General features: G+C 68.2%; 11 protein-coding genes and 1 pseudogene. 7 read left to right on the top strand and 5 right to left on the bottom strand.

Features of this window, described 5'->3' with window-relative positions:
- Both ACIBH4_RS13455 and ACIBH4_RS13460 read left to right on the top strand, forming a co-directional pair.
- Positions 1-1,642 (top strand): WD40 repeat domain-containing protein (locus ACIBH4_RS13455; RefSeq protein WP_399172073.1); only part of this gene is annotated, 1,642 nt, incomplete at its 5' end.
- Between the two features lie 15 nt (positions 1,643-1,657).
- Positions 1,658-1,783, top strand: a complete 126-nt coding sequence (locus ACIBH4_RS13460) for a hypothetical protein (protein WP_362763843.1) — start codon at positions 1,658-1,660, stop codon at positions 1,781-1,783.
- A 312-nt stretch (positions 1,784-2,095) separates the two neighbouring features.
- Here ACIBH4_RS13460 and ACIBH4_RS13465 read toward each other — a convergent pair.
- The 5 genes and pseudogenes from ACIBH4_RS13465 to ACIBH4_RS13485 form a co-directional block, all read right to left on the bottom strand.
- Positions 2,096-2,746, bottom strand: a pseudogene (locus ACIBH4_RS13465) (AAA family ATPase); the annotation flags it as partial.
- Positions 2,733-3,173, bottom strand: coding sequence for a hypothetical protein (locus tag ACIBH4_RS13470; protein WP_362512962.1), 441 nt, complete (start codon positions 3,171-3,173; stop codon positions 2,733-2,735). The gene ACIBH4_RS13470 and the pseudogene ACIBH4_RS13465, both read right to left, overlap by 14 nt.
- Entirely contained in the window at positions 3,140-4,720 is a 1,581-nt protein-coding gene (locus ACIBH4_RS13475; RefSeq protein WP_362512958.1) for a hypothetical protein, read from the bottom strand. The genes ACIBH4_RS13470 and ACIBH4_RS13475 overlap by 34 nt, the downstream gene beginning before the upstream one ends.
- 213 nt (positions 4,721-4,933) lie before the next feature.
- Positions 4,934-5,134, bottom strand: a complete 201-nt coding sequence (locus ACIBH4_RS13480; RefSeq protein ID WP_362763567.1) for a hypothetical protein — start codon at positions 5,132-5,134, stop codon at positions 4,934-4,936.
- A gap of 227 nt (positions 5,135-5,361) precedes the next feature.
- Positions 5,362-7,647: a hypothetical protein gene (locus tag ACIBH4_RS13485; protein WP_362763570.1), complete on the bottom strand. Its 2,286-nt coding sequence runs from the start codon at positions 7,645-7,647 to the stop codon at positions 5,362-5,364.
- Between the two features lie 646 nt (positions 7,648-8,293).
- Here ACIBH4_RS13485 and ACIBH4_RS13490 point away from each other — a divergent pair.
- The 5 genes from ACIBH4_RS13490 (at position 8,294) to ACIBH4_RS13510 (ending at position 12,004) form a co-directional block, all read left to right on the top strand.
- On the top strand, positions 8,294-8,926 hold the full coding sequence (locus ACIBH4_RS13490; protein ID WP_362512952.1) for a hypothetical protein: 633 nt from the start codon (positions 8,294-8,296) through the stop codon (positions 8,924-8,926).
- 73 nt (positions 8,927-8,999) lie between these two features.
- Entirely contained in the window at positions 9,000-9,557 is a 558-nt protein-coding gene (locus ACIBH4_RS13495; RefSeq protein ID WP_362512949.1) for an SdpA family antimicrobial peptide system protein, read from the top strand.
- A complete protein-coding gene (locus ACIBH4_RS13500) occupies positions 9,551-10,705 on the top strand; it encodes a sporulation-delaying protein SdpB family protein (RefSeq protein ID WP_362763573.1) in 1,155 nt (384 codons plus the stop codon). Before ACIBH4_RS13495 ends, ACIBH4_RS13500 begins: the two co-directional genes overlap by 7 nt.
- Complete coding sequence (locus ACIBH4_RS13505) at positions 10,702-11,163, top strand: DUF393 domain-containing protein (RefSeq protein WP_362763576.1); 462 nt, start codon at positions 10,702-10,704, stop codon at positions 11,161-11,163. Before ACIBH4_RS13500 ends, ACIBH4_RS13505 begins: the two co-directional genes overlap by 4 nt.
- A 190-nt stretch (positions 11,164-11,353) precedes the next feature.
- Complete coding sequence (locus ACIBH4_RS13510; protein ID WP_362512940.1) at positions 11,354-12,004, top strand: hypothetical protein; 651 nt, start codon at positions 11,354-11,356, stop codon at positions 12,002-12,004.
- The last annotated feature ends 100 nt before the right edge of the window (positions 12,005-12,104 follow it).

A 12,104-nucleotide genomic window follows, 5' to 3' on the forward strand; every position in this document is an offset into this window, starting at 1 on the left:
CACCGACTGGGTGAACTCGGTGGCGTTCGACCCGGACGGCAAGCGCCTGGCCGTCGCCGGTGACGACAAGACGGTACGGATCTGGGATGCGGACACCGGCGGCCTGATCCGCACCCTCACCGGCCACACCGACTGGGTGAACTCGGTGGCGTTCGACCCGGACGGCAAGCGCCTGGCCGTCGCCGGTGACGACAAGACGGTACGGATCTGGGATGCGGACACTGGCGGCCTGATCCGCACCCTCACCGGCCACACCGACTGGGTGAACTCGGTGGCGTTCAGCCCGGACGGCAAGCGCCTGGCCAGCGCCGGTGACGACAAGACGGTGCGAATCTGGAACGCGGACACTGGCCGCCGCCCGATCCGCACCGACACCGGCCACCAGGGGGCCGTGTACTCGGTGGCGTTCGACCCGGACGGCAAGCGCCTGGCCACCGCTGGCTACGACCACACAGTGCGGACCTGGGATGTGGACACCGGCCGTCAAATCGGCGCCCCCCTCACCGGCCACACCAGCCAGGTGGTCTCGGTGGCGTTCAGCCCCGACGGCAAGCACCTGGCCAGCGCCGGTGACGACAAGACGGTCCGGATCTGGGATGTGGCTATCGCCCGCCCCATCCGTACTCTCACTGGTGGCACTCGCCCGGTGCGGTCGGTGGCGTTCAGCCCGGACGGCAAGCACCTGGCCGCCGCCGACGACGGTGATGGGACGGTGCGGATCTGGAACGCGGACACCGGCGGCCAGATCAGCACCCTCACCAGCAACAACGACTGGGTGTCCTTGATGGTGTTCAGCCAGGATGGCAAACGCCTGGCCACCGTCGGCGTCTTCAACACGGTCCGGATCTGGGATGTGGCCACCGGCAACCTGGTCCGTACCCTGACCGGCCACACCGGCGATGTGGAGAGTGTGTACGCGGTGGCGTTGAGCCCTGACGGCAAGCGCCTGGTCACCATCACCAACATGAGGGTGCGGCTCTGGGATGTGGCCACCGGCCGCCTAAACGGCGTCGAAGTGGCCTCCATCCGGGTGTTCTCGGTGGCGTTCAGCCCGGACGGCAAGCACCTGGCCGTCGCCGGTGACGGTGATGGGACGGTGTGGATCTGGGATGTGGTCACCCGCGGGACGGTGAGCTGGGTAGCGGACACTGGCTTTCCGACCCGCAGCCTCACCGGCCACCAGGGCGTCGTGCACTCGGTAACGTTCAGCCCTGACGGTAAGCGCCTGGCCAGCGCTGGCGCAGACCAGACGATGCGGATCTGGGATGCGGACACTGGCGGCCTGATCCGCAGCCTCACCGGCCACACCGGCGCGGTGAACTCGGTGGCGTTCGACCCTGACGGTAAGCGCCTGGCCAGCGCTGGCGCAGACCAGACGATGCGGATCTGGGATGCGGACACTGGCGGCCTGATCCGCAGCCTCACCGGCCACACCGGCGCGGTGAACTCGGTGGCGTTCGACCCTGACGGTAAGCGCCTGGTCACCGTCGGCGCAGACCAGACGATGCGGATCTGGGACGTCGCCTTGCCGCCTGATCTTCTTCGAGCGGTCTGCGACATCGCGGTTCGTTCGTTCACGCGTCAGGAATGGCAGCAGTACATCCCCGATGAGCCATACCGGCCCAGCTGTCCCGCTTCCTGAAAGGGCGAAGGCCGTTTGGAGTTCCAGCCGGCCGGCTTCGGCGGCGGCATCGTTCTTGACGCGGTCGAGCAGGGCGATGTCCAGCCGCTCGGCACCGGTGCGGACGGCCCGCTGGCAGCCACGGTTGATGAGGGTCATTAGCGAGCCGATGTGGCCGGTGCTGCGGGCGAACAGGTAGTCAGAGAGGTCATCGGCGATCATTCCGGGGTAGTTGTCGGCGAGCACCACGCGCTGCTCGATCGCCAGCAGGGTGTCCCGCCAGCCTTGGCGACCTTCCTCGGTGTTGATGAGGAACGGGTCCATACCCAGACGGGTGGTCCGTCGTCCGGTCTGGGCGAGGACGGCGTCCTCGTAGCTGTCGCCCTCACTGAACAGGCCCTTGGACTCGAGCCCGACTCCGGCCATCAGCAGGGTGATGGGGAACTCGTTGGCGATGAATTTGAAGTGGTTACTGACCTCGATCCCGTTCTTGTTCCGCCATTTCAGGAAGTGGAGGTCGTCCACGATGAGGACCTTCGCCTCGCAGGAGACGATCGTATCGAGGGCGTAGTAGCCGAACTCGGCGGCGGTGCCCCGGCGGCGTCCTGGGTGTCCGTAGAACTCTAGGACGGCCCGGTTGAAGTCGCGCATGCTGGTGTTGCTGGTCAGCCCGACCCGGCAGACGGGCCACCGTTCGTGGCCCGCGTCGGTGAACCCGCCGTTCTCGGCGATCTCACGCTTGTGAAACTTCTTGGCGAAGGTGAGCATGGCGGTCGTCTTACCCAGGCCGGGGAAGGCGTCGATGGCGATGCCGCCCTTGACCTTGTCGCCGTCCTGGTCGTTGCTGTCGACGATGTCCCAGAGGTCCTCCAGCAGTTCGTCCATCTGAGGGGTGGCGATCGGTCCGATATTGGCATGCAGTTTCCGGCGCAGCTGGTTGTGTTCGGCGAGCGCGGCCTCGCTCAGCGCTTTCAGCTGCTGTCGCGTCAGATGGTCGGGCTGCCGACGGGCCGGAGCCTCGACCAGCCGTTTGAACCCCTCCTTCCGGGACAACGTCAAGTGATCGAGCTTCAACCGCAGATCGGCTTCCGCAGCCGAGGTGGAGCCCAGCTCAGTCATCGGCATCCTTCCGGGCAGTGGCGTAGAAGTCCTCGTCGAAGTCGGCCAGGCTGCTGTCGTCGGAACGGACGTCTTCGATCCCGTCCCAGGCCCGCTGCGCGTGCGGGACCAGGTCGAGCTCGATCTCGTCGTCGTCATCACCGCCGATAGCGGGTTGAGGCGCATCGGGTTCCGGTTCTTCGGCGCCGAGTGCCTTGCGGACCGACGCGAGTTCGGAGACGGCCGGCTCCTTAAGCTCCGGCAGGTTGATGGCGGCCTGCTTCCGGGCCAGCCGCAGTGCCATCCGCCGTTCTGTCCGGTCGAGATCCAGGCCCATGTTCCAGCGTTTGAGCAGGTCCGCAATCGCAAGCCTGTCGTCTGGATAGGTGTACTTCGCGGCGGCGAGCCGGCGAGAGAACTTCAAAGCCTCGAGGCTGAACGGGGTCTCCAGCATGGGGGCGTGTTCCCAGTCCAGCTGATGCCAGGTCCGGGTCTCCGGATGCCGGAAATAGATCTTGGTGATGTCGTCGAGATCGATGTGGACGGGCCAACGGCCCTTGGCGGCGCCCAGGTAGGGGCTGGTCTTGCCGCGAAAGTCGTTGATGCCGTTGCCGTTGTAGCGGCATCTGTTGATCTCCACGCCGTAGCGGTGGATCGGTACGTACTCGACTTTGAGGAACTCAAATCCCAAATCCCGGTCCCGAGGAACCTCGACATATCCCGAGCGGGCGCCCCCTGCTCGAACATCATCGCGGGCGACAACTCCAACCCAGGCAGCCGCGGATCGACCAGGCCACGGTGGGGCCGGTGGTGATAGATGACCGCCACCCATTCCCGGATGATCGCCTCGAGCTCGTCCAAAAAGAAGAACGCTTCTCCTGCCGGGTTGAGGCCGCGCGAGTAGACGTCCGGGCCCTTGTAACCGGGAAGCGCCTCCAGCAGGCTCTCTCGCATCGTCCGGAAGAACCGCTCGATCGGACCCTTGTCCCGGCCCGTCCGCAACCGGGCTGGCTGAATCGAGATGCCCATCCGCCGGCAGACACTGGTCACGTGCTCGGAGACATAGACCTTGCCATGATCGATCACGATGGTCTCCGGCACCAGCGCTGGGCCCGCCAACTGCGGCACCTCGTATCGGCTGTAGGCGTCCCGGTCCACCAGCACCCCGCGCGGAACGCCGTGGTCGGGCCAGAGCGCGTGGGCTGGCCAGCTCTTGTCCGCCGCGCGCGGCCGGAACGTCTGGAAGAGGCTCGCGCTGACGTCAACGGCCTTCGTCGAGACCGGCGTGACCCGCAAACCCGTGATGCAGCGGGTGTACCAGTCCATCGCCACCGTGATCTCGGCCTGCACCCACCTCAAGGTGATCGGGTCCAGTGCGAACACATCCGAACGCGTCGTGTCCAACAGCAGATACTCGCCCGGCCGGGTGGGTCGCAACCGGTCGTAAGCCGAATCCGGCTGGTCTGCGGCCTCCCGGCGTCGCTTCGCGCTGCCCCGGAACGTTGGAACCCGCCGGTCCAGCTCCTCAAGCAGACGGTAGGCCGTGGCCCGGCTCGGCATCTTCACCGTATCGGCCCCGAACCGAGTGGTCAGACGAGCCGCGGTGCGTTCGATGATGATCGCCTGCGTCGGACGCGACTGTTCGGTGTGCTCGGCCATGATCTCCAGGGCCATCTCCACCCAGCGTGGATCAGCACGCTCCAATTGCCCCTCGCGGCGGGGCTGCATGCCCGCTGCCAGAGCGGCCGGACCGAGATCCTTGTATTCCGAAACCCATCGCTCCAACGTCCTGCGCGTCACGCCCAGTTCGGCAGCTTTGGCGGCGTAGCGACTGGTGATCGGCAGGTCCGGGTCGAAGCCCTCGCGGGGCTCGCCGAGGCCAGCCGACTCGGCCGAGCCCAGCCGATACCCCGTTAGGACTTCCTCCAGGTGCGCGGTCTTCTCCTCGACCTTCGCGCTGAGCCGGGGTGAGCCTGGCCAGCACCGCCGCGACGGTCTCATAGGGGTCGCTCGCCGAGGGACCGTCATCGTCCGGAATGATCCGCGCTCTCCCGGAGAACAGCAGCTCACGCTGGGATGCGCGCCGAACATTGCCGCGGGCGTCCTTCAAGACCAGTTCGTTGCCGGTTCTGTGCGGCACCAGTTCCACGACCTCGAACGTCTCCCCGTCCCAGATGAACCGCGTTCCGACTCTGAGGCGTGCCCCCGCACCACTCACTTGATCCTCCCCAGGACATGGTCGCCGCTCAATACCGAGTCCAAGTCAACGATGCAAGTCTGGTTCCAGAGCAGATGCAGAAGGTGGGCACGAACCAGCCGCTCTGGCCAGCCGGCGATTGCTTCCAACGCTTCGTTGAACGTCCCACCTGCGAGATCGGCGGAGGTCAATGCCCCGAGCAGGTCCCGGTCGAACAACCACTCCCGCCGACGGCAGACCGTACCGAAACCCTGGCCGGACCAACCGGACGAACCGTGGCAAGATCAACGATCACATTGTGGACCGTGCCAGACCAATCAGCCCCGCCGCAGGTAAATGATCAAAGAAGACGACGCATGGCGTGAGACGGAAATGACACCGAGACGACACTCAGCCTGAGAAAATGACACTCAGATTGAGACGCTACACGAAGACCACGGGGCGGTCAGTTCGTCCGGGTGTTGGGGAGGTGCTCGCCCAGGTAGCCGATCCAGATCTTGCCGGTGGTGCCGCCGGAGTCGTCGTGGAAGTACATCCGGGGCGCGGGATAGCCCACGGGCCGCAGCTTGACGTGGGACTCCATCAGGACCTGCCCGCCGGGGTTCACCTCGGGCGGGACGGCGAAGGTCCGGCGATCGCTGAACTTGGCGCGGGTGACCACGCTCTTCGACTCGCGCATGGACAGCATCCCGGTGGGGATGGTGAGGCGCCCGGGGGAGCCCTGGGCGCACCAATCGTAGAAGCCGCCCGCGAACTCCCCTCCGGACCGAGCCCTCGCGAAGTCCTCCAGGGCGCGCAGGGAGTCCCAGGCCTTCGCCGCCCAGGTCCGCGACTGGGCCGGATGATCCAGGTCCAGCCGGGCCGCCGGACCGTCGGTGTCGCCGACGACGATGTGGCGCAGGCTCTGGCGGGCCTCGATCAGGACCTCGATCAGGCTGGCGGGTTCGAAGACGGGGACCTCCGCGTTCACGCCGTACACGGGCTGGCCCGCCTCCGCGAGCCTCGCCTCCAGCCAGCGGACCCGCTCGGTGAGCTTCCTCGCGTTCGTGACGGCCTCGGCGTACTCCTCGGTGAGCAGCCGGTGCTCCTCGCGCAGGCTCCCGGTCTCCGTGGCCGGTCGCTCGCTCCCCTCCTCCGCGAGGGATCCATCGCCGCGACGTCCGTTGATGTGACGTCCGTTGATGTGCCCCCGGGATTCGACGACGTCGCCGTGCCCTCCCGTGCTGTCGCTCCGGAGGTGCGTGAGGTCGCCATGCCGTCCGGCGACGATGTCACGCTGTTCCGCGACGATGTCGCGCAGGCCGGAAAGGTGCGCGCCGAGCGCGCGGATCTCGCGCAGCACCCTGTCGGAGTCGGCGCCCGCGGCCTGTGACGACGTGGCGAGCCCCAGTGCCGTCTCCAGCTCCCCGCGCAACTCCTTGACCACCATGTCCGCCACCACCTGGGCGATCTCCTCCGTACCTGACGCAGGGATTCCCGCTGAGGTGGCCGTTCCTGTCTCCTCGGGCTCCGTGGTGGCGGTGGGCTCCTCCGAGCGGGGACCGGGTGCGGAGCCCTCGGCGGTCCTGGCGACCGAGGCGGGGGTGGCGGGAGCGGGGAGCGCGACGGGCGCGGGACGCCGGGTCATCGCCATCATCCGCCGCCGCAGCTCCTCACGGGCGGCATCGGCCCTCGCGGGCCGGGGTGCGGCGGCCTCGGCGATCTCACTCAGTTCGGCGCGTCCGGCGAGCACGCGGTAGACGACGCTGAGCGTCCGCCGGATGTCGTCGGGAAGCTCGCGACGGGCGGTCGCATCGACCGCTCCGGTGGCGATCAGGTCGAGGGCGGCATCACCCTGTTCCCGGATCATGGCGGCGCCCATGGGCGGATGCCTGCGGGGGTAGGGCTCCCCGGCGGGGTCGAAGGGGGCGAGATAGGTGCGAATCCCGCCGCCGAACACCCCCAGCTCCTTGCCCATCGCCTTGTTGAACCGGTTCTGGGTGTGCAGGTCGGCGAGCCGTACGACCAGGCCCGCACCGGTGACCGCGCCGGCCAGATAGTCGGCATGGGCCCGCGCGGCCTCCGGGTTCTGCGGATCCACGGAGAGGACGAGGATCGGCGCCCTCCGGAGAGGCTCGGTCATCACCGGGACGAACCGGTCCAGGTCGTCCTCATGGAGAACCAGCGGGCCGTCCTCCAGGTGGATGCCGCCGTCGCTGATCCGCGCGGTGCGCAGGTACGCGGGGAGGAACCCGGGCACGCTCGCCGTCGGCGGTTCTCGCCTTTCCGTTCGCCCCGGATCGCGCTTTCCGTTCTGGTACGCCCCTGGTTCATGTCGCCCTTTTTCGGGTTTTCCATTCTGCTGCGACACCGGTTCATGTCGGTCCGTTGCGTGCTTTCCGTTCTGGTACGGCGCCGGCCGGTGCTCTTCCTGGTCGCGTCCCTCGTGCCGGTCCACGGTGACGATCACCCACCCGGTCATGCCCGCCACCGACTCGGTGTAGGTCACCCGGGTCTTCAGGTGTCCTTTCCCGTACGGCTCGTCCAGCGTGTATCGGCCGCAGTCGCCGCGCCGTTCCATCGTGAGCCGTGCCCGGCCGGCCTCGGCCTCGACCATCGCCCGCGCGGCACCCGGGGGCGGAAACCCCTTCTGCTCGACCCACTCCGAGAAGGTGCGGCGCAGCCGGATCGAGATCGGGGCGACCGGGTCGCGCAGCACCGCCTGGTATAACCGCGTTACATTCGACGCCATAGTCACGACACCTCATATGTCATCAACCTGGGGGATGTACGGCTCACTTCCGATAAAAGGACGTCAGTCGTACGGGGTTGGATGTCAGCCGGGCTCCGCAGGTTCCAGCGGGGGCAAAGTGTGCCGTAAATGCTGTTTTAATGCGGAATTAGGCTGTATATGACGTAAATCGGGTTCAAGGGCTTCGCGCGCTGCCGCAATCAACCGACTTTGTCACACCTCAGTGTGACGACATACTGACGCGGTGTCGCGGCCTTTCCCGAGGTCGCAGCTGAGCGACCATCCGGAACGGCCGCCCGCGCGGGGCCTTTTCCCGGTCGAGAAGAATCCAAAACGGACCCCGCAGTTGGCGGCATGGAAACCCATCGGGGCGCGGACCGGAGCGGGCTGGTCTGATTTGTGCTGGCCTGACCAGGCTGAGCTGGGTTCCAAGTGATTCACTGGCGGGGGCGGCGCCGTTCCAAGCGCACGCCAAATCGCTCGTGACACTCTCCGTCGAAGCGGCGAAAAGTCCGTGGAGACAATGGCCGGAATCCAACCTCTCTTGCGCCGGAATGTCGCGGACCGTAGGAAAAGGCTCCGGTCGCCGGCCAACGAGCTCACATCGGGATTCCGTGTGCCGTCTCACGTTCGTGAAGGGAGTTCGATGCGGGTATCGAAGATGGTCTTGGCGGCCCTGGTCGCGGGGTTGGCGGCCGGTGCGGTGGTGGTGCCGGTGCACGCGGCCGGTGCCAGTGCCGGTGCGGTCGTGGCCGGTGCGGGGGCCGTGGTCTCGGCGTACGACGGTGAGAGTGTCTACCGGGGGCTGATCCTGGGGATCGGGCCGGTGGCTGAGAGGTTCCCCGAGATCGTGCGTCCGGCCGGTGGGGTGACGGCCAAGCAGGAGGAGTTCGCCTCCGCGGTGGTGGCGGCGATCTCGAAGAAGGACCCGGCCTTCCTCGAATCGTTCGGCAGGGAGATGACCAGCGGCGACCGGGTCAGGATCGACCGGGCCTTCACCAGGGCGCAGAACCTCACCAAGGACGTGCTGGCGGAACGGTTCGGCTTCAAGGCCGACGCCACGGCCACCGACCAGGTGAACGGCCTGGCGGTCTTCGTGTACATGGTCTACCTCGGCAACGTCTACGAGATCGTCAACGTGTACAAGATGGCCAACGCCGTCCGCGAGTCCAATGTCTACGAGATCAGGCACTGGACCGAGGCCCTGGTGAGCGACGACCTGGCCAGGCTCGACCGCGAGCGTTTCGTGGACCTCGTCGCCGAGCGGCTCGCCGCCTGATCTCCGGCCCCCGCGCCCGGTTCCGCGCCGCATCCGGCGCGGAACCGGGCCTTGAGAATCCACGGAGATTCCGTTGACCGAAACCGCCATGGCCAGGCGCCTCGGGTGGGCGCTCGTCGGCATCGTCGCCTTCTGGGGATCAGTGATCTTCTACGTGGTGCACACCCAGCTGCCGAGCAACGCCCTCTCACTTCCCGGGCAGGAGCAGCTGAGGCTGACCATCACCACCCTCACCCCGCAGGGGTGGGCATTCTTCACCAAATCGCCGCGCGAACCGCAGATCGGCGTGTGGCAGACCGCGGGCACCGGTGGCTGGCAGGACGCGCGACTCGGCCCGCACTCGGAACCGCGCAACGTGCTGGGCTTCAACCGGCGCTCCCGGGCACAGGGGCTGGAACTCGGCATCATGCAGACCTCGGTTCCCGCCGACGGATGGGTGGCGTGTGACGGCGGCGACGTCGCCTCATGCCTCGACCGCGCCCCCAGCGCCGTGACGATACGCAACATCGCGCCCAACCCCATCCACTGCGGCTCGGTGGGCCTGATCCAGCGCGAGCCGCTGCCGTGGGCGTGGGCCGGGAGCGAAACGGCCATGCCCGCCAGGGTCGCCCGATTGGAGGTCACATGCTGACCAGAGCCGGTCTCGCCGTCGCGCGCCTCGCGCGGGTCTCGCCATGGACGAACGTCTACGGCCTGGCCCGCACCCTGATGGCGCTCGGCACGCTGGGAACCCTCCTGTTCAGTCACAGCACCTCGCTCTTCCGCCCCGCGCAGGGAATGTCGGGCTTCCCCAACTGCTCGGGCATCGCCCAGGTCAGCGTCTTCTGCGTGGTCCCGAGCGACCAGCTGGAGATCGCCCGTTTCCTCTCGATCGGCCTGCTGCTTCTCGTGGTCATCGGCTGGCGTCCGAGGTTCACCGCCCTGGGCCACTGGTGGGTCACGGTCAGCCTGATGGCGTCGGCCACCATCCCCGACGGGGGCGACCAGATCAGCGCGGTCGTCACCCTGCTGCTGCTTCCCGTCGCGCTGCTGGACGGGCGCAGGTGGCACTGGGGCCCGCCCGTCGACGTGAGCGGACGCCCGGCCCTGTCGTTCTTCGCCTGGACGACCTTCTTCGTGATCCGCCTGCAGGTCGCGGGACTCTACTTCCAGGCGTCGGTGGCCAAGCTGAGCCACGCGGAGTGGGCCGACGGCACGGGGCTGTGGTACTGGCTCACCGACCCGTTCTTCGGCATGCCGAGCTGGATCAAGCCGTTGCTCACCCCGATCCTGATCAACCCGATCGGCGTCACCCTGATGACGTGGGGGCCACTCGTCATCGAGTTCGCGATCGCGCTCGGAATGATCGCTCGCCGACCGGTCCGGCCGTACCTGCTCGCCGCGGGTGTCGCCTTCCACATCTCGATCGGGGTGCTCATGGGCCTCGGAAGCTTCATGTTCGCGATGCTCGCCTGCCTGGTGCTCCATCTGCGCCCGGTCGACGTGCCGTTCCGGCTGCCCGGCCGCCTGCGGGTCCTCGCCCGGCTCGACCGCGTACGGTCGACGTGGCCGGTCCTCGCGCGCCGTACGGGCGCGACCGCGGGTGCCGCCTCCGCCGTTCCGGATGAGGTGACGGCCGTTCCCTCACCGCAGGAGGCAGGGGTCGCACCACAGGAGGCGGTGGTCGGCGCCGCGTCCCCGGAGGCGATCACCGCTCCCGATCTCCGGGACGAGGCCGGGCGGGCGTCTCCCGGCCCCGCTCCGGCCCATGCGGGCCCGGCTCCCGAGGGGCGGCCGTGATCCCGGTGGGAACGCCCGCCCGCTTCCTGGTCTACGACGGCGACTGCGGATTCTGCGCGAACGCGCTGCGCACCCTGCGCCGTGTGCTCCCTGACTGGCCGGACACCTTCGCCTGGCAGGCCCTCGACCTCGCACATCACGGGCTCTCGCGGGAACAGGTGGCCGGGGCCGCCTGGTGGATCGAGCAGGGGAAGGCTCCGGCCGGTGGCGCGCGGGCCTTCGCCGCCCTGCTCGTCTGGCAGCGCTCGCGCGGGTGGCGCGTGCTCGGGAGGCTCATGTCGGTCCCCCCGGTGTCCTGGGCGGCACACCTGGTCTACGCGGTGGTGGCCAGGACGCGGCACCGCCTGCCCGGTGGCACCCCTCTGTGCTCGGTACGCGGCGAGAGCCCGGAGTGGCGGGCCAGCCTGTCGGCGAGATCGGCGTCAGAGCGCCCCTCGCGCCGCGAAGAACGGTCGTGACCGGGCCGGGCGTTGCCGACCCGAGTTCGAAGGGGCCCTGTTCCGGCCGGTCGTACCGGCCGGAACACGAGTGGGTTCCAGGCTGAGCCCGGCGGGCCCCGGTCGCGGCGCGAGGTGCGTTCGCCGCCGGGGACCGCTCCGGTCTCACGACCGGGTTTCATCCATCGTTCACGTTTGTGGAAGGAGTTCGATGCGGGTGTCGAAGGTGGTTCTGGCGGCCCTGGTCGCGGGGTTGGCGGCCGGTGCGGTGGTGGTGCCGGTGCACGCGGCCGGTGCCAGTGCCGGTGTGGTCGTGGCCGGTGCGGGGGCCGTGGTCTCGGCGTACGACGGTGAGAGTGTCTATCGGGGGCTGATCCTGGGGATCGGGCCGGTGGCTGAGAGGTTCCCCGAGATCGTGCGTCCGGCCGGTGGGGTGACGGCCAAGCAGGAGGAGTTCGCCTCCGCGGTGGTGGCGGCGATCTCGAAGAAGGATCCGGCGTTCCTCGCCTCGTTCGGCAGGGAGATGACCAGCGGCGACCGGGTCAGGATCGACCGGGCGCTCACGGCGGCGCGGAACCTCACCCGCGACGTGCTGGCCGAACGGTTCGGCTTCAAGGCCGACTCCACGGCCGCCGATCGGGCGAACGGCCTGGCGACCTATCAGATCGCCCCGATGGCGGGCTATGTCTACGAGATCGTCGCCGTCTACCAGGTCGTCAACGTGTACAAGGTTCTCAACATGGTCCGGGAGTTCGGCGACACCGCCGGGCAGGAGGGGAACGCGCTCGTGCTGGACCCGGACATGGCCCGGCTGCAGCACGAGCGTTTCGTGGATCTCGTCGCCGAACGGCTCACCGCCTGAGCGGCGTGCCCTTCGTCCTATCGTCCCCTTGTCGCCGCGTGACTCGCCCTGCGGGTCTGCCTGAGCGGCTTATGGCCTGAGCGGCTCACTGTCTCGGGCG

Origin of the sequence: Streptosporangium sp. NPDC050284 (assembly GCF_044459525.1) — a bacterium.
Taxonomy (GTDB): domain Bacteria; phylum Actinomycetota; class Actinomycetes; order Streptosporangiales; family Streptosporangiaceae; genus Streptosporangium.